Source organism: Streptomyces violascens (assembly GCF_014649955.1).
Lineage (GTDB): Bacteria > Actinomycetota > Actinomycetes > Streptomycetales > Streptomycetaceae > Streptomyces > Streptomyces violascens.
This window is the reverse complement of sequence record NZ_BMUA01000003.1, coordinates 185,357-211,078: the sequence shown is the minus strand read 5'-3', so window position 1 is coordinate 211,078 and position 25,722 is coordinate 185,357. Positions and strand designations below refer to the sequence as shown.

Here is a 25,722-nt window from a genome sequence, read left to right as displayed (position 1 = left end):
GACGACACGCGGTTTAACGCGGCGCCACGCGGCTTAATGCGCCGTTCGCCTGGGCTTCGCCTTCTGGGGAGGCCCGCTCGCTGCCGCGCCCCCGGTGCCAAGCCAGCCGGCCAGCTTGCCGCCCTGGCCGACCGCCCGCAGCCGGTTCTCGGCCGCGTCCCGTACCGGATCGGTGGCGACCACCAGGAGCTCGTCGCCGTGGCGCAGCACGGTGGTCGGCCCCGGCACGAAGCTCTTGCCGTCGCGTACGACGAGGGTGACGGCGGCGCCCGGCGGCAGCCTCAGCTCGTGCACCTCGACGCCGTGCATCCTCGACTTCGGCGGGATGGCCACGGAGAGCAGATGGCCGCGCAGGCGCTCCAGGGGGGCCGATTCGACGCCCAGGTCGGCGGCCTCGTCGGAGTCCGAGAGCTGGAGCTTGCGGGCCAGCCACGGCAGCGTCGGGCCCTGGATCAGGGTGTAGACGACGACCAGGATGAAGACGATGTTGAAGACCTTCTCGCTGCCGTCGATCCCCGAGACCATGGGGATGGTGGCGAGGATGATCGGTACGGCGCCGCGCAGACCCGCCCACGACATCAGGGCCTTCTCCTGCCACGGCATCCGGAACGGCAGCAGGCTGAGCAGCACTTCCAGGGGCCGCGCCACCATCGTCAGAACGAGGCCGATGATCACGGCGGGCCAGAAGTCGGCGCCCAGGTTGTGCGGGGTGACCAGGAGGCCGAGGAGGACGAACATGCCGATCTGGGCGATCCAGCCGAGCCCGTCGGCGAAGCCGCGGGTGGCGGGCCAGTGGGGCAGCTTGGCGTTGCCGAGCACCATGGAGGCGAGGTAGACCGCGAGGAAGCCGGAGCCGTGGGCCATGGCGCCGGCCGCATAGGCGGTCACGGCGATCGCCATCACCGCGATCGGGTAGAGGCCGGAGGCGGGCAGCGCCACATGGCGCAGTCCGTACGATCCGAGCCAGCCCACCGCGAGCCCGATCGAGGCGCCTATGGCGAGCTCCAGGGCTATCTTCCCGACAAGCAGGTACCAGGAGTCGACCGGTCCGGGTGTGGAGAAGGCGACGACCAGGATCACCACGGGGGCGTCGTTGAAGCCGGACTCGGCCTCCAGGACGCCGGTGACGCGCGACGGCAGGGGCACCTTGCGCAGGACGGAGAAGACGGCCGCGGCGTCCGTGGACGACACCACCGCGCCGATGATCAGTGCCTGCCGCCACTCCAGGCCCACCAGGTAGTGCGCGCCCGCCGCCGTGACTCCCACGCTCACCGCGACGCCGACGAGCGACAGCACGACGGCCGCAGGCAACGCCGGTCTGATCTCCTTCCACTTGGTGCCCAGGCCGCCCTCGGCCAGGATCACCACCAGTGCGGCATAGCCGATCACCTGCGTCAGTTCGGCGTCGTTGAACTTGACGTTGAAGATGCCGTCCTGCCCGATCGCGATCCCGATGCCGAGATACAGGAGCAGGCTGGGGAGCCCGCTGCGGGAGGAGATGCGCACCGCCGCGACGGCGATGAGCAGGACGAGCGAGCAGATGAGCAGGAGTTCGTTGAGCTGGTGGACAGTCAGTGGCCGATCCTTCCCCTCAGGCGCCGCCAGGCACCCCATGAAAATCGTGCATCCCGAAGTGACCGGTGCGCATCCGGGGGACCCCCCGAGCTGTCTGACGCACCTGGTGAAACGTTCCGTCACCCAAGGTACTTCGTTACCTTACCTAATCTTTGACGCTTTCTTTACGCGAGGGCTCCTCTGCGCGACGCCCCGGTGCGCGAACTCAGGCACCGCGTCAGGGGCTGTCAGCGGCTGCGCCTATGGTTGCTCCCAGCACTCCTGGACCACCCTGCCCCTCGAAGGACAGCGATGCCCGCCACCACAACCGCCCCTTCCGCCGGTACGACGGCCGGCAAGACGAGCAGGAAGAGGGGACGCCGCCTGAGGCTGTTCGTCCTCGTCCTGGTGCTGGCGCTGGTCGCGGGCGTCGCCTACGGCGCGTACTGGTCGGTGAGTACCGTGCGCGCCTCGTTCCCGCAGACCACCGGCACCCTCAAGGTCCCGGGCCTGCTCGGCCAGGTCGAGGTCAAGCGCGACGACTACGGCGTTCCGCAGATCTACGCCGACAACGACGCCGACCTGTTCATGGCGCAGGGCTACGTCCAGGCGCAGGACCGCTTCTACGAGATGGACGTCCGGCGGCACATGACGTCGGGCCGGCTCTCGGAGATGTTCGGCAGCGGCCAGGTCGACACCGACGCCTTCCTGCGCACCCTGGGCTGGCGCAAGGTCGCGCAGCAGGAGTACGACACCAAGCTGTCCCCCGCCACCAAGAAGTACCTCCAGTCCTACGCGGCGGGGGTGAACGCGTATCTGAAGGGCAAGGACGGCAAGGACATCTCCGTCGAGTACGCGGCCCTCGGCTTCACCAACGACTACACGCCCGAGGCCTGGACGCCGGTCGACTCGGTGGCCTGGCTCAAGGCGATGGCCTGGGACCTGCGCGGCAACATGCAGGACGAGATCGACCGGTCCCTGATGACCAGCAGGCTCAGCCCGAAGCAGATCAACGACCTGTACCCGGCCTACCCTTCCGCCACCCACCGCCCCATCGTCGACGAGGGCTCGTACAACAAGGCCACCGGGAAGTTCGACCCCCAGCGCCCCGCGACGGGCTCGGACGGGGCCCCGGGGAGCGCCCAGGACGCCCTCCAGGGCATGCAGAGCCAGCTTTCGTCGCTCTCCGACACACTGGACAAGATCCCGGCACTGCTCGGCCCCAACGGCAGCGGCATCGGCTCCAACTCCTGGGTGGTGTCGGGCAAGTACACGACGACCGGCATGCCGCTGCTCGCCAACGACCCGCACCTCGCGCCGATGATGCCCTCGCTCTGGTACCAGATGGGTCTGCACTGCCGGACCGTCTCCAGCAAGTGCACCTACGACGTCGCGGGCTACACCTTCTCCGGCATGCCCGGTGTGGTCATCGGCCACAACCAGGACGTCTCCTGGGGCTTCACCAACCTCGGCGCCGACGTGACGGACCTGTACCTGGAGAAGATCAACGGCTCCAGCTACCTCTACGACAACCAGGAGAAGCCGCTCGCCACGCGCGAGGAGGTCATCAAGGTGGCCGGCGGATCCAGCAAGACCATCACGATCCGCGAGACCAACAACGGCCCGCTGGTCTCCGACCGCGACGACGAGCTGGAGAAGGTCGGACAGAAGGCGCCCGTCAACTCCGCGGCCCCCGACCGGGGCACCGGCTACGCGGTCTCCCTGAAGTGGACGGCCCTTGAGCCCGGCAAGTCCATGGACGCGGTGTTCGCGCTGAACCGCGCCACCGACTTCAAGTCCTTCCGGGCCGCCGCCAAGGACTTCGAGGTCCCCTCGCAGAACCTGATCTACGCCGACACCAAGGGCCACATCGGCTACCAGGCGCCCGGCAGGATCCCGGTGCGCGCGGACGGCGTCGACGGCACCATGCCGGCCCCCGGCTGGGACTCGAAGTACACGTGGAAGAAGTACATCCCCTACGACGCGCTGCCCTACGAGTACGACCCCAAGCGCGGCTTCATCGTCACCGCCAACCAGGCTGTGATCGACGAGAAGAAGTACCCGTACCTGATCACCAAGGACTGGGGCTACGGCACCCGCAGCCAGCGGATCAACGACCTCATCGAGTCGAAGATCAAGGGTGGCGGGAAGATCTCCACCGAGGACATGCAGAAGATGCAGATGGACAACAGCAGCGAGATCGCCGCGCTGCTGACGCCCGCTCTGCTGAAGATCAACGTGTCCGACCCGTCCGTCCGCGAGGCGCAGAAGCTCCTCGAGGGCTGGGACTACACCCAGGAGAACGACTCGGCGGCCGCCGCCTACTTCAACTCGGTGTGGCGCAACGTCCTGAAACTGGCGTTCGGCAACAAGCTGCCCAAGGAGCTGCGCCCCAAGGGCGAGTGCCTGTACGTGACTCCGCCGGCCGGCACCGGTCCGGTCGACGACCCCAACCAGAAGGTCCAGGAGTGCGGCGAGCGCGAGGGCGACTCGACGCAGCCCGACGGCGGCGACCGCTGGTCCGAGGTCGTCCGGAAGATCTTCAACGACCAGAACAACGCCTGGTGGCAGTCGCCCGCGACCCGTCTGGACAAGGCCACCACGACCCGCGACCAGCTGCTGGCCCGCGCCATGAAGGACGCCCGCTGGGAGCTGACCGCCAAGCTCGGCAAGGACACCACGACCTGGAGCTGGGGCCGGCTCCACCAGATGATCCTGAAGAACCAGACCCTCGGCAAGGAGGGCCCGGGCTTCCTGCAGTGGGTCCTCAACCGGGGCCCGTGGAACCTGGGCGGCGGCGAGGCCGCGGTCAACGCCACCGGCTGGAACGCGGCGAGCGGCGACTACGGCGTCACCTGGGTCCCCTCGATGCGGATGGTCGTCAACCTCAAGGACTTCGACAAGTCCAAGTGGATCAACCTCACCGGTGCCTCGGGCCACGCCTACAGCGCGCACTACTCGGACCAGACCGAGAAGTGGGCCAAGGGCCAGCTCCTGGACTGGTCGTTCAGCGGCAAGGCGGTCGACGGGTCAACCGTGGACACGCTGAAGCTCACGCCGTAGTACGGGCTCGCAAGACGGGCCTTCAGGCGCTGAAGCGCGTCACCCCGCGGGGGGTGACGACAGCCTGCACGGGGTGGTCGTGCGGTTCCTCCGGGACCCGCGCGACCACCTCGTTCGCGTAGAGGAGCACCACCAGGGCGGGCGCGTGGCCGGACGCCTCGATGCGGGCCAGAACCCGGTCGTAGGAGCCGCCGCCCCGGCCGAGCCGCATCCCGCGCGCGTCCACCGCGAGGCCGGGCAGCAGCACGGCGTCCGCGCCTGTCACGGCGTCCGGGCCGAGCCGTTCGCCGTCCGGTTCGAGCAGCCCGCGCCCGGCCGGCACGAGGTGCTCGGGGCCGGCGTAGGGCGCCCAGTCCAGGTCGTTGTCCGCGAGCAGCACCGGAAGCAGCACCCGTACACCGCGGGCGTACAGCGCGTGGACGAGGGCGCGGGTGCCCGGTTCGCGGCCCACCGAGATGTACGCGGCCACCGTGCCCGCCGCCGCGAGTTCGGGCAGGGCCAGGGCCCGGTCGGCGAGCGCCAGGGAGGCGGTGCGCAGTTCGTCGTCGCTCAGCTGCTTCCTGGCGTCGAGAAGGGTGCGCCGCAAGAGGGCCTTTTCGGACGTGTGATCACTCACGGTGCTTCTGCAATCCCCTCAAATGCGCGGGTAAGAGAGCGAATTCACCGACGGATCATCTTCCGCACATACGCAGCGGATAGGGTGCCCCGCATGACTCAGTCGCCCCCACGGATCACCAAGGCTGTCATCCCCGCGGCCGGGCTCGGTACCCGGTTCCTTCCGGCCACCAAGGCCACCCCGAAGGAAATGCTGCCGGTGGTGGACAAGCCGGCCATTCAGTACGTGGTGGAGGAGGCGGTGGCGGCGGGCCTCTCCGACATCCTGATGGTGACCGGCCGCAACAAGCGTCCTCTGGAGGACCACTTCGACCGGAACTACGAGCTGGAGTCGGCGCTGACCCGCAAGGGCGACGCGGACCGGCTCGCCAGGGTGCAGGAGTCCAGCGACCTGGCGACCATGCACTACGTACGCCAGGGGGACCCGCGCGGTCTTGGCCACGCGGTGCTGTGCGCGGCCCCGCACGTGGGCAGCCAGCCCTTCGCGGTGCTCCTCGGCGACGACCTGATCGACGCCCGCGACCAGCTGCTCTCGCGGATGGTGGAGATCCAGGAGCACGAGGGCGGCAGCGTGATCGCGCTCATGGAGGTCGATCCCGAGCAGATCCACCTCTACGGCTGCGCGGCCGTCGAAACCACCGCCGAGAGTGACGTCGTGCGGGTCACCGGGCTCGTCGAGAAGCCCGAGGCGGGCGAGGCGCCCTCCAACCTCGCCGTGATCGGCCGCTACGTCCTGGACCCGGCCGTCTTCGGCGTGCTGCGTACCACCGAGCCGGGCCGCGGCGGCGAGATCCAGCTCACCGACGCCCTCCAGCAGATGGCCGCCGACGAGTCGATCGGCGGCCCCGTGCACGGCGTCGTCTTCAAGGGCCGCCGCTATGACACCGGCGATCGCGGAGACTATCTCCGAGCCATTGTCAGACTGGCGTGCGAACGTGAAGACCTGGGCCCGGACTTCAAGGCCTGGCTTCGCCGGTACGTCACCGAGGAGATGTAGGCACCCGTGAGCAACACGATCTGGTCGGTGGACGAGCACCTGGACGACATCCTCGCCGCGGTCAGGCCGCTCGAACCGATCGAGCTGCAACTGCCCGACGCCCAGGGCTGCGTTCTGGTCGAGGACGTCATGGTGTCCGTCGCCCTGCCGCCCTTCGACAACAGCTCGATGGACGGGTACGCGGTGCGGGTCGCCGATGTCGCGGGCGCCAGCGAGGAGTTCCCCGCGGTGCTCACCGTCATCGGCGACGTCGCGGCGGGCAGCGGTGAACTGCCCACCGTGGGCCCCGGCCAGGCCGCCCGGATCATGACCGGTGCCCCGCTGCCGCCCGGCGCCGAGGCCGTCGTCCCCGTCGAGTGGACCGACGGCGGGGCCGGCCGGGGAGCCGCCACCACCATGCGCCCGGCGGGGGACGCCCCCGAAGGGGCGAGCGGCGAGGTGCGGGTGCACCGGTCGGCCGAGGCCCGCGCCCACGTCCGCGCGCGAGGCAGCGACGTCCAGGTGGGCGACCTCGCGCTGACGGCGGGCACCGTGCTCGGCCCGCCCCAGATCGGCCTGCTCGCCGCCATCGGCCGCGGCACGGTCACCGTACGCCCGCGCCCGCGCGTGGTCGTGCTCTCCACCGGAAGCGAACTGGTCCAGCCCGGCGAGGAGTTGGGCCAGGGTCAGATCTACGACTCCAACAGCTTCGCGCTCGCGGCCGCCGCCCGGGACGCGGGCGCCATCTCCTACCGGGTCGGCGCGGTCACCGACGACGCGGCCGTGCTGCGCGACACCATCGAGGACCAGCTGATCCGCGCCGACCTCCTGGTCACCACCGGCGGGGTCAGCGTCGGCGCGTACGACGTCGTCAAGGAGGCGCTGTCCTCCGTGGGAGACGAGGACGAGCCCGGCAGCGGCATCGACTTCCGCAAGCTGAAGATGCAGCCCGGCAAGCCCCAGGGCTTCGGCTCCATCGGCCCCGACCACACCCCGCTGCTCGCCCTGCCCGGCAACCCGGTTTCGTCGTACGTCTCCTTCGAGCTGTTCGTGCGCCCCGCGATCCGCACCCTGATGGGCCTCGACGACGTCCACCGGCCCACCGCGCGCGCCGTCCTGAAGACGGACAAGGCGCTGTCCTCGCCCGCGGACCGGCGCCAGTTCCTGCGCGGCACCTACGACGCCGAGGCGGGCACCGTCCGCCCGGTCGGCGGCTCCGGATCGCATCTGATCGCGGCGCTCGCGCAGGCCGACTGCCTGATCGTGCTGCCCGAGGACACCACGTCGGCGGAGCCCGACAGCGAGGTGGAAGTGGTCCTGCTCGGCTGAGTGCCGGTCGGTGGGGGTACGGTGTCTGCCCACAGAAGCCGTACCGGGAGCGCCACCGAATGAGTACGACGCAAGGCAGGCTCACGCACATCGACGAGGCGGGTGCGGCCCGCATGGTCGACGTCTCCGAGAAGGACGTCACCGCACGCACCGCCCGCGCGAGCGGCCGCGTGCTCGTCTCGCCGCGTGTCGTGGAGCTCCTGCGCGGCGAGGGCGTCCCCAAGGGCGACGCCTTGGCCACCGCCCGCATCGCCGGGATCATGGGCGCCAAGCGCACCCCCGACCTCATCCCGCTGTGCCACCCCCTCGCGGTCTCGGGCGTGAAGCTCGACCTGTCGGTGGCCGACGACGCGGTGGAGATCCTCGCGACGGTGAAGACCACCGACCGCACCGGCGTCGAGATGGAGGCGCTGACCGCCGTCTCGGTGGCCGCCCTCACCGTCGTCGACATGGTCAAGGCGGTCGACAAGGCCGCCGTGATCACCGACATCCGGGTCGAGGAGAAGACCGGCGGCAAGTCCGGCGACTGGAACCGGCCCGAGGCGGCCGGAGCATGACGCCCCCTCAGCCCGCCGTGCGGCCCGGCCCACAGGCCGCCGTGCCCTTCCCCGAGGGCGGCGAAGAGCTCGGCGAGGCGCTGTTGTCTCCGTACGCGGCCCTCGTCGTCACCGCCTCCAACCGGGCGGCCGCCGGGGTGTACGCGGACACGGGCGGGCCGCTGCTCGCCGAGGGCCTGGCCGCGATCGGCTTCGCGGTGGACGGCCCGCTGGTCGTGCCCGACGGCGACCCGGTCGAGCAGGCGCTGCGCGCGGGCGCGGCCGCCGGGTACGACGTGATCGTCACGACCGGCGGCACCGGCGTCTCGCCCACCGACCGCACCCCCGACGCCACCCGCAAGGTCATCGACTACGACGTGCCCGGCATCCCCGAGGCCATCCGCGCCGAGGGCCTGGCCAAGGTCCCCACCGCCGCCCTCTCGCGGGGTCTGGCCGGAGTGGCCGGCGGCCGCACCCTGATCGTCAACCTGCCGGGCTCGACCGGCGGCGTACGCGACGGGCTCGCCGTCCTGGAGCGGATCCTGCGGCACGCCGTGGACCAGATCCGCGGCGGCGACCACCCGAGACCCGCGGGGAGCCCGAGCTGAACGTTCCTTCCTGGCCGGTCGAGCTCGCGGAGGGCGATGTGGTCCTCCGCCCCATAAAGCTGCGCGACCAGCGGGCCTGGCGCGAGGTCAACCGGCGCAACCGCGACTGGCTGCGGCCCTGGGAGGCGACGATCCCGCCGCCCGCGGCCGGCGCGCCCTTCGCCCAGCGTCCCACGTACCGCCAGATGGTCCGCCATCTGCGCGCCGAGGCCAACGCGGGCCGCATGCTGCCGTTCGTCATCGAGTACCAGGGCCGCCTGGTGGGCCAGCTGACGGTCGCCGGGATCACCTGGGGCTCGATGTGCTCGGGCCACGTCGGGTACTGGGTGGACCGCGAGGTGGCGGGCCGGGGCGTGATGCCGACGGCCGTCGCCCTCGCCACCGACCACTGCTTCCGCACGGTCGGGCTGCACCGCATGGAGGTGTGCATCCGGCCCGAGAACGCGCCGAGCCGCCGGGTGGTGGAAAAGCTCGGTTTCCGAGAGGAAGGGCTGCGCCCGCGCTATCTCCACATCGACGGCGCATGGCGCGATCACCTGGTGTACGCGCTCACCGCGGAGGAAGTCCCCGACGGGCTCCTCGCCCGGTGGCGGCGGGCCCGCCAGTCCCATCACGGGAACACGGGGAACACCGGGAAATGAAATAAACGTTCGAATTTGATCGCGATCCGATCCCTCTCTCCTGTCGATCGATCCGAGAAATCACAAAAAAAGCCGGTGATATCAGCCAGATCGTGCGACACACCGGCTCAATTGGCGTATCCCCGCGCGCCCGTCCCTCTACGGTGTGGTGTGTGAGCAGCAGCGGCCTCATTTACGCAGTCATCGTCGGGGCCTGGGCCGCCTACTTGGTGCCGATGTGGCTCCGCAGGCAGGACGAACTCAATGAGGCCCGTCCGACGGAACGCTTCAGCACCGCCATCCGGCTGCTGTCCGGACGGTCGGCCATGGAGCGCCGGTACGCCAAGGAGCTGAGCCAGCGGGCCACCGAGGAGGCAGTGCCCGAGGCGGACCCCGCGACCCCTCCGGACGCCCCGACGGAACCCCTCGCCACGCCGGGAGAGTCCACCGGCGCCCGGGAATCCGCCGTGCCCCCGGCCCGTGCGGCCCACCCCGCACGGCCGGAGCGGCGCGAGCGGCCAAAACCCCCGGCGCCGCGGCGTGAGCGCCCCGCGAACCTCGCCTCGGCGGAGCGGGCCCGGCGCGCCCAGCGCAGCGCGGTGCTCGCCCGGCGCCGGCGTACCACCGTCGTCCTCTTCCTCGCCTTCACGCTGGGCGCGGTCGTCGCGGGCGTGGGCGGGCTCGGATTCCTGTGGGCGCCGGCCGCCCCGGCCGCCCTGCTGAGCGCGTACATCGTGCACTTGCGGACCCAGGAGCGGCGGCGCTTCGCCTTCACCATGGACCGGCGCCGCGCCGAGGCCGCGGCCCAGCGGCTGCGCGAGAGCCGGCCGCGCGCCCGGGCCACGGCGCCGGGCGCCGAGGCCGACGACGAAGCGGAGTCCCACCACCCGGCCCCCGTGCCCGAGCCCGCGCCCGCCCCGGCCCTCTCCCCGCAGGAGGCCGGCCGGCGCGCCCTGGTCGAGCAGACCGACCACCAGGAGTGGGTCGACCAGCAGCGCGAGCGCGGCCCCGAACGCGGCGCCAGCTGGGAGCCGGTGCCGGTCCCGCTGCCCACGTACGTCACCGCGCCGGTCGCCCCGCGTGCCACCAGCGGCATCGACCTGGGCGCCCCCGACACGTGGTCCTCGGCCCGCTCCTCGACCGCCGACCCCACCCCGGCCCCGCCCGCAGCCGACCCGCCCCCGAGGCAGCGCACCGGCCCAAGTCGCCGCCGCACCCCGCTGTTCGACCAGTACGCGGACGAGGACCGCCCCCGCGCCGCCAACGAATGACCCCGCTCTCGCTGACCAGCGAGGACCGGATTTCCGAGCACTCCCATCCGGGTGCTAAGGTTTCACTCGTTGCAAGGGCCTGTGGCGCAGTCCGGTAGCGCACCTCGTTCGCATCGAGGGGGTCAGGGGTTCGAATCCCCTCAGGTCCACAACAACAGCGAGATCCCGTCCGATCATCACGATCGGGCGGGATCTCGTCGTTTCCGGGGGCGATTGAGCGGGGCGGGCGAGGGGGCGGCCGAACGGAACCGCCGGGCCGGGGCCGGGATCGGGGTCAGGAATCCGTGAGCGGCTTCGCGAAGCAGCGGCTCGTGTCGTACGTGCGGTAGTGGCCGAACTTCTCGCAGGGTTCGTAGCCCGTCGACGCGTACAGGGTGATCGCCTCGGGCTGCTTGATGCCGGTCTCCAGGACCATGCGGGTGCGGCCGGCCGCGCGGGCGTCGGCCTCCAGGGCGGCGAGTATGCGGCGGGCGAGGCCCAGGCCCCGGGCCTCGGGAATGACGTACATGCGCTTCAGCTCGGCGTCGCCGTCGCGGTAGTTCTCCTCGTTGGCGTCCTGGCTGCGCCAGCCGCCGGTGGCCACCGGGCGCCCCTCGGCGTCGTACGCGATCAGGTACAGGCCGCGCGGGGGCAGGAACATCGCGGCGTCCAGGGGTGTGATGTCGCCCTCGTCCCCGTACCGCTCGGCGTATTCGAGCTGGACCTGGTCGTTGAGCTTCACGGCGTCGGGGTGGTCGTAGCCGAGCTGGTGGATATTCATGCGTTATAGCGTACTTCTATGCGGAGGGTGGGCGGTGCCGGGTCGGTAGGGTGCCGGGATGCTCACTGTTACCTCTGTGAATGTAAACGGGCTGCGGGCCGCCGCCAAGAAGGGCTTCGTGGAGTGGCTCGGGGGGACCGGGGCCGACGTCATCTGCCTGCAGGAAGTGCGGGCCGAGCCCCACCAGCTGCCCGCCGAGGCCGGCGCGCCCGAGGGCTGGTTCGCCGTGCACGCCCCGGCCGCCGCCAAGGGCCGTGCCGGTGTGTCCCTGCTCACCCGGCGCGAGCCGGACCGGGTGCGGATCGGGTTCGGGAGCGCGGAGTTCGACGGCAGCGGGCGCTACATCGAGGCGGACCTGCCCGGCGTGACCGTCGCCTCGCTGTACCTGCCCTCCGGCGAGGTCGGCACCGAGCGGCAGGACGAGAAGATCCGCTTCATGGCGGAGTTCCTCGAATACCTCGGCGAGCTGAAGGCGAAGGCCGCCGCCGACGGCCGCGAGGTCGTGATCTGCGGCGACTGGAACATCGCCCACCAGGAGGCCGACCTCAAGAACTGGAAGGGCAACAAGAAGAACTCCGGCTTCCTGCCCGAGGAGCGGGAGTGGATGACGCGGGTCTTCGACGCGGCGGACGGCGGCTACGTCGACGTGGTGCGCGCCCTGCACCCGGACGTCGAGGGCCCGTACTCGTGGTGGTCCTACCGCGGCCGCGCCTTCGACAACGACACGGGCTGGCGCATCGACTACCAGGTGGCGACCCCCGGCCTCGCCGAGCGCGCCGTGAAGGCCTTCGTCGAGCGGGCCGCGACGCACGGGGAGCGGTGGAGCGACCATGCGCCGGTGACGGTGGTGTACGACCTTTAGGGGCTGGCGTACCCGGGGTTGGGATCCGGGGGCCGGTCAGGACTCCGCCGACAGCCGCCGGTCCAGTGCCAAGGACAGTTCCGCGTCCACCACCGCCTTGGCCAGGGGGCGCAGGCGTTCGGTGTCGTGCGGGGACGCGTGGGTGTGCAGGAGGTCGGTGAACAGGGCGGCCAGGGCGTCGGCGTGTTCGCGGACTTCGCGGCCCGCCGCCAGGACCGCCGCCAGCGGGACGCCCTCGCGGACCAGGGAGGCCGACACGTCCAGGAGGCGGCGGCTGATGTGGACGATCTCCTCGCCCGAGACGGCCAGGTAGCCCAGGTCCAGCGCGGCCGCCAGGTTCTCGGGGGTGACCTCGCCCGCGAAGTGGTCGGCCAGCGCCTCCGGGGTCAGCCGCACCGGGGTCTCCTCGGTCGGCTCCACCAGGCCCAGCGCCTCGCCCGCGTCCCGGCCCGACTCGAAGGCCGAGGTCAGGTCCGCGATGCCGGACAGGGTGTGGCCGCGCTCCAGGAGGGCGGAGATCGTGCGCAGGCGGGCCAGGTGGCGGTCGTCGTACCAGGCGATACGGCCCTCCCGGCGCGGCGGCGGGATCAGGCCGCGCTCGCGGTAGAAGCGCAGGGTGCGTTCGGTGATGCCGGCCTTCTGGGCCAGCTCCGCCATGCGGTACTCGTGGGTGCCGTTGGCCGAAGTCGGCTCGGGAGGCTTCGGGATGGGGTTCTCGCGGACGCCTTCGCCCGGCTGCGGCGTACCGCTGTCGCCGCCCTCGCGCCGCCTGCCGCCCTTGCTTGCCTGGTCTTCTGCCACCACGTCAGCCTATGCGGTGGCCGGCGCCCCGCACCGACGAGTTGTACCGGCGGTAACTTTCCCCGCCCGTACCCCTACCGCTCGGTAGGCGACTGCTCTACCCTCCCAACAGTGCCAGTGATTACTGGCGGAATTGGAGGCGGTGGCATGGGCCAGCACGAGCGCGAGCATGTGCGGGTGGCGGTGATCGGGTCGGGGTTCGGCGGGCTCGGGGCGGCGGTTCGGCTGCGGCGCGAGGGGATCACCGACTTCGTCGTCCTGGAGCGGGCCGGCTCCGTCGGCGGCACCTGGCGCGACAACAGCTACCCGGGGTGCGCCTGCGACGTACCCTCGCACCTCTACTCCTTCTCCTTCGCGCCCAACCCCGACTGGCCCCGCACCTTCTCCGGGCAGGAGCACATCCGCGCCTATCTGGAGCATGTCGCCGACGTGTTCAGGCTGCGGCCCCACATCCGGCTCGATCACGAAGTGACCATGATGCGGTGGGACGCCGAGCAGGTGTGGTGGGAGATCGAAGTGGCGAATGGGGTCACCCTCACCGCTGACGTCGTCGTCTCCGCCACCGGGCCGCTCTCCGATCCCAAGATGCCCGAGATTCCGGGGCTCGCCTCCTTCCCCGGCAAGGTGTTCCACTCCGCCCGCTGGGACCACGACTACGACCTGCGCGGCAAGCGGGTCGCCATGGTCGGTACCGGCGCCTCGGCGATCCAGATCGTGCCGTCCATCCAGCCCGACGTCGCCCGGCTCACGCTCTTCCAGCGGACGCCGCCCTGGGTCATGCCGCGCATGGACCGTGAGATCACGGGAGTCGAGCGCTGGCTGCACCGTCAGCTGCCGTTCACCGGGGCCGCCCGGCGCGGACTCCTGTGGGGCATACGGGAGTTGCAGGTCAGCGCGTTCACCAAGCGGCCGAACGAGCTCGGGCTCATCGAGTCGATCGCCAAGTCCAACATGGCCCGGTCCATCAAGGACCCGGCTCTGCGGGCCAGGCTGACCCCCGACTACCGCATCGGCTGCAAGCGGATCCTGCTGTCCAGCGCGTACTATCCGGCGCTCGCCGAGCCCAATGTCGACGTCGTCGCCTCCGGGCTCGCCGAGGTGCGCGGTTCCACCGTCGTCGCGGCCGACGGCACCGAGGCCGAGGTCGACGCGATCGTCTTCGGCACCGGGTTCCACGTCACCGACATGCCCATCGCCGACCGCGTCGTCGGCGCCGAGGGGCACACGCTCGCCGACGCCTGGAAGGACGGTATGCAGTCGCTGCGCGGCGCGACCGCCGCCGGGTTCCCCAACTGGATGACCATCATCGGGCCCAACACCGGCCTCGGGAACTCCTCCATGATTTTGATGATCGAGTCCCAGCTCAACTACATGGCGGACTACCTCCGGCAGCTGAACGTGCTCGGCGGCCGGGTCGCGCTCGCCGCCCGGCCCTCCGCCGTCGGCGCCTGGAACCGGCGGGTGCAGGAACGCATGAAGCGGACCGTGTGGAACACCGGCGGCTGCACCAGCTGGTACCTCGATGCGGGTGGCCGCAACACCACCGTCTGGCCGGGCACCACCAGCGAGTTCCGCCGCGCGACCCGCGAGGTGGACCTGGCGGAGTACGAGGTCGTACGCGCCCCGGTGCGCGAGCCCGCCGAAGCGCCGGCGGTGTCCGCGTGAGGCGGCACGGGGGGTACGCGCCTCCCGTCGCCGAGCGCGAGCTCACCGCCCGCTCCGCCGACGGCACCCCGCTGCACGTCGAGGTGCACGGGCCTGCGGACGCGCCCGCCGTCGTGCTCGCGCACGGCTGGACCTGCTCGACCGCGTTCTGGGCGGCGCAGATCCGGGCGCTGTCCGGGGAGTGCCGGGTCATCGCGTACGACCAGCGCGGCCACGGGCGTACGCCCGCCGGCTCCGGCTACTCCACCGAGGCGCTCGCCGACGATCTCGAAGCGGTGCTCGCCGCGACGCTCGCGCCGGGTGAACGGGCCGTGCTCGCCGGGCACTCCATGGGCGGCATGACCCTCATGGCGGCCGCCGGGCGGCCCGGCCTGCGCGAGCACGCGGCGGCGGTTGTGCTGTGCAGTACGGGCGCCTCGCGTCTGGTGGCCGAGTCGCGGGTGGTGCCGATGCGGGCCGGGCGGCTGCGGACCGGGCTCACCCGGCGCATCCTGGGGTCGGGAGCGCCGCTCGGGCCCGTCACGCCGCTCGCCAAGAAGATCCTGCGGTACGCGACGATGGGGCCCGGGGTCGCGCCCGAGCGGGTCGAAGCGTGCGCCCGCATCGTGCACGCCTGCCCGCGCGAGGTGCGCCAGGACTGGTCGCATGTGCTGGACGGGCTCGAACTCGGCCTGCTCGTACGGGAGTTGGCGGTGCCCACCGCCGTGGTGGTGGGCAGCGCGGACCGGCTCACTCCCTCCGTGCACGCGGAGCGGATCGCGGCCGGGCTGCCCGACTGCCGCTCCCTCGACGTCCTCACCGGCGTTGGGCACATGACGCCCATCGAGGCGCCCGAATTCATCACCGAGAAGATCCGCGCGCTGGTGGCCACGCATCTGGCCCCCGCCGTCGACGCCGAGGAGCAGGCCGTATGAGCAGGGTCAGTCTTGAGGGGCAGGTCGCGGTCGTCACCGGCGCGGCCCGGGGCGTCGGCGAACTCCTCGCACGCAAGCTGTCCGCGCGCGGCGCCAGGGTCGCGCTCGTCGGCCTCGAACCCGACGAGCTGAAGCGGGTCGCGGCACGGCTGCACACCGAGGCCGAGTCCTGGTGCGCGGACGTCACCGACCACGCGGCGATGGCGCGGGTCGCGGGCGAGGTCAAGGAGCGGTTCGGGAAGGTCGACATCGTCGTCGCGAACGCGGGGGTGGCCTCCGGGGGGCCGTTCGTCGACTCCGACCCGGACGCGTGGCGCCGCGTCATCGAGGTCAACCTCATCGGCGGGGCCGTGACGGCTCGCGCCTTCCTGCCCGTCCTGATGGAGTCGCGCGGGTACTTCCTCCAGATCGCCTCCCTCGCGGCGATCATCCCGGCGCCGATGATGACGGCGTACTGCGCGTCGAAGTCGGGCGTCGAGGCGTTCGCGCACAGCCTGCGGGCGGAGGTGGGCTACAAGGGGGTGCGGGTCGGGGTCGGGTATCTGTCGTGGACGGATACGGACATGGTGCGGGGGGCGGACCAGGACGCGGTGATGCGTGAGCTGCGCTCTCGGCTGCCGTGGCCGTCGAACCGGACGTATCCGCTCGGGCCGGCGGTGGATCGTATCGTCGCCGGGATCGAGCGGCGGGGCTCGCATGTGTATGCGCAGTGGTGGTTGCGGGGGATGCAGTCCGTGCGGGGGTATCTGCCTTCGGTGATCGGGACGGTGGGGGCTCGGGAGATGCGGCGGTTCGAGCCGCGGCTCTCCGAGGTTGGGCGGGGGTTGGTCGGGGCGGGTGGAGCGGCGGACGAGGAGTCCCGGCAGTCTTCCCCCACCCCGCCCCTTCCCTAGACCCTCCGGGGGTTGTGGGTGCGCTGGGCCGGACTCCTGGGGCTCCGCCCCAGACCCCGTTCGCGCCTGAAGGGCGCTCGTCCTCAAACGCCGGACAGGCTGAAATGCCCGGTCCAGGCCAGAATCGATGCTGCTAGGGGCGCGGGGAACTGCGTGACCAGCCGCCCTCGGTGCAGTCAGGCACCCTCGGTCCGCAGGCCGAATGTCCTTCAGGGGGCGGGGGCGGCCCCCATGCGCCCCCCTCAACCCACCTCCCTCGGCGGCAACTTGGGCCGCTGGCGGTTCGGGGTTGTCGTATAGCCTGGCGGGACCGACGCCGGATGCAGGGTCAGGAGGTCCAGCGCCAGGCGCACCGCGTCGTCCAGCACCGCATGTCTCCCCTCCGCCCAGTCCAGCGGCGTGCGCAGGATCTCCAGGTCCGGTTCCACCCCGTGGTTCTCCACGGACCATCCGTACTCGTCGAACCACGCCGCGTTCATCGGCACCGTGATGACCGTTCCGTCGCCCAGGGTGTGGCGGCCCGTCATGCCCACCACCCCACCCCAGGTGCGCTGGCCCACCACCGGGCCCAGTTTGAGCAGGCGGAACGCTGCCGTGATCATGTCGCCGTCCGAGGACGTCGCCTCGTCCGCCAGCGCCACCACCGGACCCCGCGGTGCGTTCGACGCGTACGACACCGCCTGGGCGTTTCTCGTCAGGTCCCAGCCCAGGATCCGGCGGGTCAGTTTTTCCACCACCAGTTCGCTGATGTGGCCGCCCGCGTTGCCCCGCACGTCCACGATCAGCGCGGGGCGGCTCACCTCCAGGCGCAGGTCCCGGTTGAACTGGGCCCAGCCCGAGCCGCCCATGTCCGGGATGTGCAGATAGCCGCACTTTCCGCCGCTCAACTCCCTGACGACCTCCCGGCGTTTGGCCACCCAGTCCTGGTAGCGCAGGGGGCGTTCGTCGACCAGCGGGACCACGGCCACCCTGCGCGGTCTGCCTTCGCCCTCCGCCGGCCGGAACGTCAGCTCCACCGTCGTGCCGCCCGCGCCCGCCAGCAGGGGGTAGGGGCCCGCGACCGGGTCGACCGGACGGCCGTCCACATGGGTCAGGACCGCGCCCTCGCGGATGCCCGCGCCCGCGAGCGGGGAGCGCGCCTTGGAGTCGGAGGAGTCGCCCGGCAGGATGCGTCTGATCTGCCAATTGCCGTCCCGGCACACCAAGTTCGCGCCCAGCAGGCCTTGCGCGCGCTGGTAGTGCGGGGGGCCCTCGTTGCGGCGGGCTGCCGTCACGTACGCGTGTGATGTGCCCAGCTCGCCCAGGACTTCGCGGAGCAGGTCCGCGAACTCGTCCGGGGACGCCACCCGTTCCACCAGCGGGCGGTACTGGTCCAGGACCGTCGACCAGTCGATGCCGCACATCTGCGGCTCCCAGAAGTAGGAGCGGATGATGCGGCCCGCCTCGTCGTAGGCCTGGCGCCATTCGAGCGCCGGGTCGACGTCGTGCAGGATGCGGCGCAGGTCCAGGTAGACCGTGGAGTCGCTGTCGCCCGTCTCCGTGGCCGGGACGGCCCGCAGCTCGCCCTCGTCGACCACGACCAGCCGGCTGCCGTCGCCGCTGATCGCGAAGTAGTCCAGGTGGTCGACCAGTTCGGTCTTGCGGGCCTTGGAGATGTTGAAGTGTTCCAGGGTGGGGCGGCCCGAGGTGTCGGCCGGGTTGGCGAAGGTCTCGCCCAGCGCGCCCGAGATCGGCCACCGCAGCCACACCAGGCCACCCCCCGACACCGGGTACAGGGCCGAGTACTTCGACGCCGAGACCGGGAAGGGGGTGACCCGGTTCTCCAGGCCCTCCACCTCCACCGTCACCGTGCCGTCGGCCGAGTCGTCCAGGGGGTCCATGCCGCCCGCCGCCGGCCTGCCGTCCGGTGACAGCGCGAACGGGGACGGTGTCGCCGAGGACAGCGGCACCAGGTACGGGCGGCAGCCCAGCGGGAAGGACAGGTCCCCGGTGTGCACGTCGTACACCGGGTCGAAGCCGCGCCAGGACAGGAACGCCAGATAGCGGCCGTCGCTGGTGAACACCGGGTTCTCGTCCTCGAAGCGGCCGTTGGTGACGTCCACGACGGCGTGGACGCCGGGCCCCGAGATGCGGGCCATCTTGATCTGGCGCAGCGAGCGGCCGATGCCCGGGTGCGACCAGGTCACCCAGGCCCCGTCGGGCGAGAAGGCGAGGTCGCGGACCGGGCCGTTGACCGAGCGGATGAGCTCGGTGACCTCCCCTCCACCGGATTCCTCCGTCACGTCGATGAGCAGCAGGCGGCCGTCGTTCGAGGCGATCGCCAGGCGCTCGCCGTCGGGGTCGGAGACCATCTCCTGCACCCGGCCGAGCTCGCCCGCCGCGAGGCGGCGCGGCTCGCGCTCGCCGCTCGCGCGCGGCAGGAAAGCGATCTCGACGGCGTCCTCGCCGTCGGCGTCGGTGATGTAGGCGACCTGGCCGCCGCTGCCCAGCATCTCGGGCAGCCGGACCCGTACGCCCGGGGTGTCGGCGATGGTGCGGGCCGGGCCGTCGCGGTGGGTGAGCCAGTACAGGCTGCCGCGCACCACGACGGCGCTGGCCCGGCCGGTCGTGTCGACGGACAGCGCGTCCACGTGGTTGGCGGCCGGGACCTGGTAGCTGCGCCGCCCGGCGCGGGGTCCGCCGAGCCGTACGTCCAGCTTGCGCGGCACCGAGTCGGGGGTGAGGTCGTCCACGATCCACAGGTCGCCCGCACACTGGTAGACGACCCGGCGGCCATCGCTGGAGGCGTGCCGGGCGTAGAAGGCGTCGTGGTCGGTGTGCCGGGTCAGGTCGCTGCCGTCGGGCAGGCACGAGTACAGGTTGCCGACGCCCTCGTGGTCGGAGAGGAAGGCGATGCGGCCCTCGACGAACATCGGGGAGTCGAGGTGGCCGCCGATGTCGGGGAGCAGCCGTTTGCCGTGCAGCCACAGGCGGCCGGTGGCGCCGCCGCGGTAGCGCTTCCAGGCGGCCGGCTCGTGCGGCGGCTTTCCGGTGAGCAGCAGGGTGCGGCGCTCGCCGTCCACATCGGTGACGGCGATGTCGGAGACCGGGCCCCAGGGGAGCTTTCCGCCGGGGGAGCCGTCGGTGGGCACGCTGTAGGCCCAGGAGAAGTACGAGAACGGCTGGCCGTGCGAGGACACCGCGAGGATGTGGCCGTCGGGCGCCCAGCCGCACACCCGGGTGTCGGAGGACCCCCAGTACCCGAGCCGGCGGGCCGGGCCGCCGGTCACCGGCGCCAGATGGATCTCCGGGTCGAGGCTGCGCCAGGTCGTGTACGCGATCTGGCGGCCGTCGGGCGAGAAGCGGGGGTGGCCGACCTTGGTGCGGTCGACGGTGACCCGCCAGGCGCGGGACGGGCTGTGCCCGGCCGGCACGAGGGGGGCGACCCACAGGTCGTCCTCGGCGGCGAAGCACAGCAAATCGTCGTGCAGATGCGGGAAGCGGAGGTACGCGGCGTCGTCACTCACCCCCCAATGCTTTCCGCGGGAGGTGGCCGCGGCAACTCGTAGGAGCGCTTTATTCCGTTCCGACACCTGTGGTCGACGACACAAGCGAAACGGTTCCGTTTCGCTTCGGGGGAGGGTTACCTTCGTACGGTACGAAAAGTGCGGTACGCACAATTCGTACGTCCCGTTCGTGCGCCCGGTTTGTATGTACACGTCGTGTGCGCAAGGAGAGGAGGTCGATCATGGCAGGCAGGCTCACCCCGGAACGCGAGGCGGAGCTCTACGAGGCCGTGCTCGACCTGCTGCGCGAGGTCGGTTACGACGCCCTCACCATGGACGCCGTCGCCACCCGCACCCGCTCCAGCAAGGCCACCCTCTACCGCCAGTGGGGGAACAAGCCGGAGCTGGTCGCGCGCGCCCTGCGGCACAACAAGCCGGTCGGTCTCGCCGAGATCGACACGGGCTCGCTGCGCGGCGATTTCCGTGAGCTGATGTCCCGCGAGGACGACTGCAAGCTGGAGAAGGACTCCGCGCTGATGCGGGGTCTGATGCGGGCCGTGCACGACAACCCCGATCTTCACCAGGCCCTGCGGGAGCTGCTCATCGAGCCGGAGATCACCGGTCTCGACACGGTGCTGCGACGCGCCGTGGACCGCGGCGAGGTCCGCGGGGACAACCCCGCGTTGTCCTATGTTGTACACATGCTGGTCGGCGCGTTCGTCGCCCGGCAGCTCATCGAGGACCGCCCGGTCGACCGGGCCTTCCTCGGCCATTACATCGACGCCGTGGTCCTCCCCGCCCTCGGCGACCCCTGCTAGACACCCCCTCCCCGAGCACCACCCGCCCCACCTGACGCACGCCGCTCTCGTCGTCGGGCTGGTTCCCCATGCCCTGCTGGTTCCATACGACTTGACCGGGAGTACGCCCTCGTGGCCACGTTCCTCTATCGCCTAGGCAGGTTCGCCTTCCGGCGCCGCCGCTATGTCGCCCTGGTGTGGGTGGCGCTGCTCGCCCTCGCCGGGTTCGGCGCCGCCTCCGCCGCCACCGCCACCTCCTCCTCGTTCTCGATCCCGGGCACCGAGGCGCAGCGCGCGTTCGATCTGCTCAAGGAGCGGAACCCGAACGTGCGCGCCGACGGCGCCACCGCCCGGATCGTCTTCAAGGCGCCCGCGGGCCAGAAGATGGCCGACCAGGCCAACAAGGCCGCGGTCGAGAAGACGGTCGCGGGCCTGAAGGCCGGCTCGGACCAGGTCGCCGCGGTGACCGACCCGTTCAAGGCCAACGCCGTCTCCGACAGCGGCAAGGGCCCGATCGCGTACGTCCAGGTCTCGTACAAGGTCAACGCGATGGAGCTGACCGACGACACCCGGGACGCGCTCAAGAAGAGCGGGGACGAGGCGAAGAAGGCCGGGCTCACCGTCGAGATCGGCGGTGACGCGCTGCAGGCCATGCCGGAGCAGGGGGCCGGCGAGATCATCGGCGTGATCATCGCGGGCGTCGTCCTGGTGATCACCTTCGGGTCGCTGGTGGCGGCCGGGCTCCCGCTGCTCACCGCGCTCATCGGCGTCGGCATCGGCATCTCCACGATCACCGCGCTCGCCAACGTGCTCGACCTCGGCACCACCACCGGCACCCTCGCGATGATGATCGGGCTCGCGGTCGGCATCGACTACGCGCTGTTCATCGTCTCCCGCTACCGGGCCGAGCTGGCCGAGGGCAGGGAGCGCGAGGAAGCCGCCGGACGGGCCGTCGGAACGGCCGGTTCCGCCGTGGTGTTCGCCGGTCTGACCGTGGTCATCGCGCTGGTTGGCCTCGCCGTCGTGAACATCCCGATGCTCACCAAGATGGGCGCGGCCGCGGCCGGCACGGTCGTCATCGCCGTCCTCATCGCGCTCACCCTGATCCCCGCGCTGCTCGGCTTCGCCGGCAAGCGGGTACTCGGCCGCAAGGCCCGCAAGGCGTACGAGCAGGGCGACAGGGCCGCCGAGGGCAAGGCCAACATGGGCACCCGCTGGGCGAGCTTCGTGCTGCGCAAGCCGGTGTGGGTGTTGCTCGTCGGCGTGCTCGGCCTCGGCGCGATAGCGCTGCCGGCGAGCTCGCTCCAGATGGGCCTGCCGGACGACGGCTCGCAGCCGACCTCCACCACGCAGCGCCGCGCCTACGACACCCTCTCCGAGGGCTTCGGGCCCGGCTTCAACGGGCCGCTCATGGTCGTCGTCGACGGCAAGGACAGCACGAACCCGCGGGCCGCCGCCGACAAGACGGTCGACGCGATCAAGAAGCTGCCGGACGCGGGCCCGGTGCTCCCGCCCCTGTTCAACAAGGACAACGGCAACAACACGGCGACCATCACGGTCATACCGAAGTCCAAGCCGTCCTCCACCCAGACCGAGGACCTGGTCCACTCGATCCGGGACACCAACGCCTCGATCAAGGCCGAGACCGGGGCGAAGCTCCTGGTCACCGGCTCGACCGCGATGAACATCGACTTCTCGCAGAAGATGAACGACGCCCTGCTGCCCTACCTGGCACTCGTCGTCGGGCTCGCCTTCCTGCTCCTGATGGTGGTGTTCCGCTCGGTCCTGGTCCCGCTGAAGGCGGCCCTCGGCTTCCTGCTCTCGGTGGTCGCGGCTCTCGGCGCGGTCGTCGCGGTCTTCCAGTGGGGCTGGCTCGGCTCGCTGTTCGGCGTGCAGCAGACCGGCCCGATCATGTCCATGATGCCGATCTTCATGGTGGGTGTGGTCTTCGGCCTCGCGATGGACTACGAGGTCTTCCTGGTCACGCGGATGCGCGAGGCGTACGTCCACGGCGAGCGTCCGGGTCAGGCGATCGTCACCGGGTTCAAGCACGGCGCCCGGGTGGTGACGGCCGCCGCCGTGATCATGATCGCGGTGTTCTCCGGCTTCATCGGCTCAAGCGAGCAAATGATCAAGATGATCGGCTTCGGCCTCGCGATAGCGGTCTTCTTCGACGCGTTCGTCGTCCGCATGGCGATCGTGCCCGCGGTGCTCGCGCTGCTCGGCGCGAAGGCCTGGTGGCTGCCGCGCTGGCTGGAGCGGGTGCTGCCGAACGTCGACGTGGAGGGCGAGGGCCTGCGCAAGCAGGAGGCCGAGCTCGACAGTGACGGCGACCCCGACGGGCGTCGCGAACTGGCGCGGGTCTGACCCCGCCTCCCTGAACGCCGGGACCCTGCGAACCGAGCGGCCGTGGGTCCCGGCCGACGTCGGCGGCCTGTGGGGACGGGACCGCCGGCGCCCCTCGGCCCCTCGTGCGTACCGCGCACGGGGGGCCTCCGCATGTCCGGGGGCCTCAGCGGCGGCGGCCCGCCGGGGACGGGGCCGTCCGTGTGTCGGTGGCGTAGGTGTGGCTCAGGAAGCGGACCAGGGGCGAGTTGTCGAACTGGACCACCGCGACTCCGTCCGGCGAGTGGAATTCGAGCACCGTCTGGGCCCGGCCGCACGGCCACACCTCCACGTCGCCCCGGCGGGCGGGCGCGCGCAGCCCCGATTCGAGGAGGTCGCGCGGGAAGACCCATTCGTTGTCGCCCGGGAAGGCGAAGCAGACCGTGCCGGGGGAGTCGGCGGGGTCGTAGCGCAGCTTCACCGGGACGGGGTTGGTGAGCGGGGCGTCCGTGACGATGCGGGCCCGGGCGTGATCCTCGACGGAGCGGCTTTCGGCGTGTTCCTCGGAGTGGTCCTCGACTGCGGGGGACATCGGTCGCTCCTCACGCTGGGTGCTGCTGGAAATCTGGTTCGGGCTATTTGGTATCAAATGTCCCATATTTTTCGGGTAAACCCCCAGCGAGTCGGCTTGTCATCTAGTACTGAGCCGCTCTTGCGAAGGGTTCGCAACAGGGCACTATCATCAAACGGTTCTGCGCATGCCGCGCAGGGAAGAGGGCCCCACGGGAAATCGGAGTCCCCCCATGCACGTACCCGATGGATTCATCAACGCACCTGTATCGGCGGTCACAGGTGTGGTCGCCGCCGGAGCCGTCGCCGTCAGCCTGCGCGGAGCACGCAGGGAACTTGGGGGTCCCTCCCACGCATTCAGCGGTGGGGGAGAGAAGACGGCGCCGCTGGCCGGGCTCGTCGCCGCGTTCATCTTCGCCGTGCAGATGCTCAACTTCCCCGTCGCGGCCGGCACCAGCGGCCATCTGCTCGGCGGCGCGCTCGCCGCGATCCTCGTCGGGCCCTACACCGGCGTGCTGTGCGTGTCCGTGGTCCTGCTCATGCAGGGCATCCTGTTCGCCGACGGCGGGCTCACCGCGCTCGGCGTGAACATCACCGACATGGCGATCACCACCACCGTCGTCGCCTACGCCCTCTTCCGCGGCCTGGTGAAGGTGCTGCCCCGCACCCGCCGCTCGATCACCGCCGCCTCGTTCGTCGCCGCGCTGCTCTCCGTCCCGGCCGCCGCCCTCGTCTTCACCGCGATCTACGCGCTCGGCGGCACCACCGACGTGCCGATCACCAAGGTGCTCACCGCGATGGTCGGCGTGCACATCCTGATCGGCATCGGCGAGGCCGTGATCACCGCGCTGACCGTGGGCGCCGTCATCGCCGTACGCCCCGACCTCGTGTACGGCGCCCGCGGCCTGACCGCACCGCTCAAGCTGCGCGTCGGCGGCGAGCTCGTCGACGCGCCGGCCGCCGCCCCCGCCGCGGCCCGCACCCGCTCCACGAAGAAGGTGTGGGGCATCGGCATCGTCACCGCGCTCGTCCTCGCCGGATTCGTCTCCTTCTACGCCTCGGCCAGCCCCGACGGCCTGGAGAAGGTCGCCCACGACAAGGGCATCGACGCCAAGACCAAGCAGCACGCCACCTCCGACTCGCCGCTCGCCGACTACTCCGTCAAGGACATCGGCGACGCCCGCCTGGCCGGGGGCCTCGCCGGAGTGATCGGCGTCGGCGTCACCGTCGTGGTGGGCAGCGGCGTGTTCTGGGCCGTACGCCGCCGCCGTGCGGAGCCCGCATCCGAGCGCACCCCGGAAGCGGTCTGACATGGGAGCGGGCCACTCCCACCGGCTCTACCGGCACGGCCACTCGCCCGTCCACGACCTGCCCCCGCACTGCAAGCTCGCCGCGGTGTTCCTGTTCGTGGTCGTCGTGGTGTCCACACCGCGCGAGGCGATGTGGCCCTTCGCGCTGTACGCCGTACTGCTCGCCGGCGTGGCAGGCGCGGCCCGCATCCCGGCCGGTTACCTCCTGAAACGGCTGCTGATCGAGATCCCGTTCGTGGCGTTCGCGCTGCTCATGCCGTTCGTCGTGCCCGGCGAGCAGGTGCATGTGCTCGGCCTCTCGCTCAGCGAGAACGGGCTGTGGGGCGCCTGGAACGTCCTGGCCAAGGGCACCCTCGGCGTCGCCGCCTCCGTGATCCTCGCCTCCACCACCGAACTGCGCGCCCTGCTGCTCGGCCTGCAGCGCCTGCGGCTGCCGTCCATCCTGGTCCAGATCGCGTCCTTCATGATCCGCTATGGGGACGTCATCACCGACGAGATGCGCCGCATGTCCATCGCCCGCCGCTCGCGCGGCTTCGAGGCACGTGGGGTGCGCTCCTGGGGCGTACTCGCCAAGTCGGCCGGCGCGCTCTTCATCCGCTCCTACGAACGCGGCGAACGCGTCCATCTCGCGATGGTCAGCCGCGGCTATGCCGGGGCCATGCCGGTGATCGACGAGGTGACGGCGACCCGCGCCCAGTGGACGAGGGCGGTGTCCCTGCCGGCGGCGGCGCTGGCGGTGTGCGTGCTGGGCTGGACGCTGTGAGAGGT

The 25,722-nt window shown here is 71.3% G+C and carries 21 protein-coding genes and 1 tRNA gene; 16 read left to right on the top strand and 6 right to left on the bottom strand.

Features of this window, described 5'->3' with window-relative positions; translation table 11 throughout:
* Window positions 1-33: 33 nt before the first annotated feature.
* Window positions 34-1,614, bottom strand: a complete 1,581-nt coding sequence (locus IE206_RS09300) for a potassium/proton antiporter (protein WP_189961573.1) — start codon at window positions 1,612-1,614, stop codon at window positions 34-36.
* A 252-nt stretch (window positions 1,615-1,866) separates the two neighbouring features.
* Here IE206_RS09300 and IE206_RS09295 point away from each other — a divergent pair, with 252 nt between their 5' ends.
* Complete coding sequence (locus tag IE206_RS09295) at window positions 1,867-4,617, top strand: penicillin acylase family protein (protein WP_189961572.1); 2,751 nt, start codon at window positions 1,867-1,869, stop codon at window positions 4,615-4,617.
* A 22-nt stretch (window positions 4,618-4,639) separates the two neighbouring features.
* Here the strand turns inward: IE206_RS09295 and IE206_RS09290 are convergent, their stop codons facing one another.
* On the bottom strand, window positions 4,640-5,233 hold the full coding sequence (locus IE206_RS09290; RefSeq protein ID WP_189961571.1) for a 5-formyltetrahydrofolate cyclo-ligase: 594 nt from the start codon (window positions 5,231-5,233) through the stop codon (window positions 4,640-4,642).
* A gap of 93 nt (window positions 5,234-5,326) precedes the next feature.
* Here IE206_RS09290 and galU point away from each other — a divergent pair, with 93 nt between their 5' ends.
* From galU to IE206_RS09255, 7 genes are all read left to right on the top strand, one after another.
* Complete coding sequence (gene galU / locus IE206_RS09285) at window positions 5,327-6,229, top strand: UTP--glucose-1-phosphate uridylyltransferase GalU (protein ID WP_189961570.1); 903 nt, start codon at window positions 5,327-5,329, stop codon at window positions 6,227-6,229.
* Between the two features lie 6 nt (window positions 6,230-6,235).
* Window positions 6,236-7,537, top strand: a complete 1,302-nt coding sequence (gene glp, locus IE206_RS09280) for a molybdotransferase-like divisome protein Glp (protein WP_189961569.1) — start codon at window positions 6,236-6,238, stop codon at window positions 7,535-7,537.
* Window positions 7,538-7,596: 59 nt separating this feature from the next.
* Complete coding sequence (gene moaC, locus IE206_RS09275) at window positions 7,597-8,094, top strand: cyclic pyranopterin monophosphate synthase MoaC (RefSeq protein ID WP_053729598.1); 498 nt, start codon at window positions 7,597-7,599, stop codon at window positions 8,092-8,094.
* Window positions 8,091-8,681, top strand: coding sequence for a MogA/MoaB family molybdenum cofactor biosynthesis protein (locus IE206_RS09270; RefSeq protein WP_189961568.1), 591 nt, complete (start codon window positions 8,091-8,093; stop codon window positions 8,679-8,681). Before moaC ends, IE206_RS09270 begins: the two co-directional genes overlap by 4 nt.
* Complete coding sequence (locus IE206_RS09265) at window positions 8,678-9,322, top strand: GNAT family N-acetyltransferase (protein WP_189961882.1); 645 nt, start codon at window positions 8,678-8,680, stop codon at window positions 9,320-9,322. Before IE206_RS09270 ends, IE206_RS09265 begins: the two co-directional genes overlap by 4 nt.
* A 152-nt stretch (window positions 9,323-9,474) precedes the next feature.
* Complete coding sequence (sepX, locus tag IE206_RS09260) at window positions 9,475-10,572, top strand: divisome protein SepX/GlpR (protein ID WP_189961567.1); 1,098 nt, start codon at window positions 9,475-9,477, stop codon at window positions 10,570-10,572.
* 75 nt (window positions 10,573-10,647) lie between these two features.
* Window positions 10,648-10,721 (top strand) — tRNA-Ala (locus IE206_RS09255).
* Between the two features lie 125 nt (window positions 10,722-10,846).
* Here the strand turns inward: IE206_RS09255 and IE206_RS09250 are convergent.
* Window positions 10,847-11,332: a GNAT family N-acetyltransferase gene (locus tag IE206_RS09250; RefSeq protein WP_189961566.1), complete on the bottom strand. Its 486-nt coding sequence runs from the start codon at window positions 11,330-11,332 to the stop codon at window positions 10,847-10,849.
* 58 nt (window positions 11,333-11,390) lie between these two features.
* On the opposite strand from IE206_RS09250, the gene IE206_RS09245 reads away from it, so the two are divergent.
* Entirely contained in the window at window positions 11,391-12,194 is an 804-nt protein-coding gene (locus IE206_RS09245) for an exodeoxyribonuclease III (RefSeq protein ID WP_189961565.1), read from the top strand.
* 36 nt (window positions 12,195-12,230) lie between these two features.
* On the opposite strand, the gene IE206_RS09240 is transcribed toward IE206_RS09245, so the two are convergent.
* Window positions 12,231-12,851 (bottom strand): MerR family transcriptional regulator, encoded by a 621-nt coding sequence (locus tag IE206_RS09240; protein WP_189961881.1) that lies wholly within the window; start codon window positions 12,849-12,851, stop codon window positions 12,231-12,233.
* A 291-nt stretch (window positions 12,852-13,142) separates the two neighbouring features.
* Here IE206_RS09240 and IE206_RS09235 point away from each other — a divergent pair, with 291 nt between their 5' ends.
* From IE206_RS09235 to IE206_RS09225, 3 genes are read left to right on the top strand one after another with little or no spacing between them, the layout of a single operon-like run.
* Window positions 13,143-14,660 (top strand): flavin-containing monooxygenase, encoded by a 1,518-nt coding sequence (locus tag IE206_RS09235; RefSeq protein ID WP_189961564.1) that lies wholly within the window; start codon window positions 13,143-13,145, stop codon window positions 14,658-14,660.
* Window positions 14,657-15,574, top strand: a complete 918-nt coding sequence (locus tag IE206_RS09230; RefSeq protein WP_189961563.1) for an alpha/beta fold hydrolase — start codon at window positions 14,657-14,659, stop codon at window positions 15,572-15,574. The genes IE206_RS09235 and IE206_RS09230 overlap by 4 nt, the downstream gene beginning before the upstream one ends.
* Complete coding sequence (locus IE206_RS09225) at window positions 15,571-16,467, top strand: SDR family oxidoreductase (RefSeq protein WP_189961562.1); 897 nt, start codon at window positions 15,571-15,573, stop codon at window positions 16,465-16,467. Before IE206_RS09230 ends, IE206_RS09225 begins: the two co-directional genes overlap by 4 nt.
* Before the next feature lie 242 nt (window positions 16,468-16,709).
* Here the strand turns inward: IE206_RS09225 and IE206_RS09220 are convergent, their stop codons facing one another.
* A complete protein-coding gene (locus IE206_RS09220) occupies window positions 16,710-19,973 on the bottom strand; it encodes a S41 family peptidase (RefSeq protein WP_189961561.1) in 3,264 nt (1,087 codons plus the stop codon).
* Between the two features lie 221 nt (window positions 19,974-20,194).
* Between IE206_RS09220 and IE206_RS09215 the strand changes: the two genes are divergently transcribed.
* On the top strand, window positions 20,195-20,770 hold the full coding sequence (locus tag IE206_RS09215) for a TetR/AcrR family transcriptional regulator (protein WP_373300893.1): 576 nt from the start codon (window positions 20,195-20,197) through the stop codon (window positions 20,768-20,770).
* A gap of 111 nt (window positions 20,771-20,881) precedes the next feature.
* Entirely contained in the window at window positions 20,882-23,116 is a 2,235-nt protein-coding gene (locus IE206_RS09210; protein ID WP_189961560.1) for an MMPL family transporter, read from the top strand.
* A 145-nt stretch (window positions 23,117-23,261) separates the two neighbouring features.
* Here the strand turns inward: IE206_RS09210 and IE206_RS09205 are convergent, their stop codons facing one another.
* A complete protein-coding gene (locus IE206_RS09205) occupies window positions 23,262-23,666 on the bottom strand; it encodes an SsgA family sporulation/cell division regulator (RefSeq protein ID WP_189961559.1) in 405 nt (134 codons plus the stop codon).
* Window positions 23,667-23,877: 211 nt separating this feature from the next.
* On the opposite strand from IE206_RS09205, the gene IE206_RS09200 reads away from it, so the two are divergent.
* Window positions 23,878-24,954, top strand: a complete 1,077-nt coding sequence (locus IE206_RS09200; protein ID WP_189961558.1) for an energy-coupling factor ABC transporter permease — start codon at window positions 23,878-23,880, stop codon at window positions 24,952-24,954.
* Between the two features lies 1 nt (window position 24,955).
* Entirely contained in the window at window positions 24,956-25,717 is a 762-nt protein-coding gene (gene cbiQ, locus IE206_RS09195; RefSeq protein WP_189961557.1) for a cobalt ECF transporter T component CbiQ, read from the top strand.
* Window positions 25,718-25,722: the final 5 nt, after the last annotated feature.

Excerpts from the sequence above, each read along its gene's own strand:
- IE206_RS09300 (WP_189961573.1), bottom strand. The coding sequence starts at position 1,614 with ATGGGGTGCCTGGCGGCGCCTGAGGGGAAGGATCGGCCACTGACTGTC.
- cbiQ (WP_189961557.1), top strand. The coding sequence starts at position 24,956 with ATGGGAGCGGGCCACTCCCACCGGCTCTACCGGCACGGCCACTCGCCC.
- IE206_RS09200 (WP_189961558.1), top strand. The coding sequence starts at position 23,878 with ATGCACGTACCCGATGGATTCATCAACGCACCTGTATCGGCGGTCACA.
- galU (WP_189961570.1), top strand. The coding sequence starts at position 5,327 with ATGACTCAGTCGCCCCCACGGATCACCAAGGCTGTCATCCCCGCGGCC.
- moaC (WP_053729598.1), top strand. The coding sequence starts at position 7,597 with ATGAGTACGACGCAAGGCAGGCTCACGCACATCGACGAGGCGGGTGCG.
- IE206_RS09270 (WP_189961568.1), top strand. The coding sequence starts at position 8,091 with ATGACGCCCCCTCAGCCCGCCGTGCGGCCCGGCCCACAGGCCGCCGTG.
- IE206_RS09240 (WP_189961881.1), bottom strand. The coding sequence starts at position 12,851 with ATGGCGGAGCTGGCCCAGAAGGCCGGCATCACCGAACGCACCCTGCGC.
- IE206_RS09245 (WP_189961565.1), top strand. The coding sequence starts at position 11,391 with ATGCTCACTGTTACCTCTGTGAATGTAAACGGGCTGCGGGCCGCCGCC.
- IE206_RS09250 (WP_189961566.1), bottom strand. The coding sequence starts at position 11,332 with ATGAATATCCACCAGCTCGGCTACGACCACCCCGACGCCGTGAAGCTC.
- IE206_RS09205 (WP_189961559.1), bottom strand. The coding sequence starts at position 23,666 with ATGTCCCCCGCAGTCGAGGACCACTCCGAGGAACACGCCGAAAGCCGC.
- IE206_RS09295 (WP_189961572.1), top strand. The coding sequence starts at position 1,867 with ATGCCCGCCACCACAACCGCCCCTTCCGCCGGTACGACGGCCGGCAAG.
- IE206_RS09235 (WP_189961564.1), top strand. The coding sequence starts at position 13,143 with ATGGGCCAGCACGAGCGCGAGCATGTGCGGGTGGCGGTGATCGGGTCG.
- IE206_RS09215 (WP_373300893.1), top strand. The coding sequence starts at position 20,195 with ATGGCAGGCAGGCTCACCCCGGAACGCGAGGCGGAGCTCTACGAGGCC.
- IE206_RS09225 (WP_189961562.1), top strand. The coding sequence starts at position 15,571 with ATGAGCAGGGTCAGTCTTGAGGGGCAGGTCGCGGTCGTCACCGGCGCG.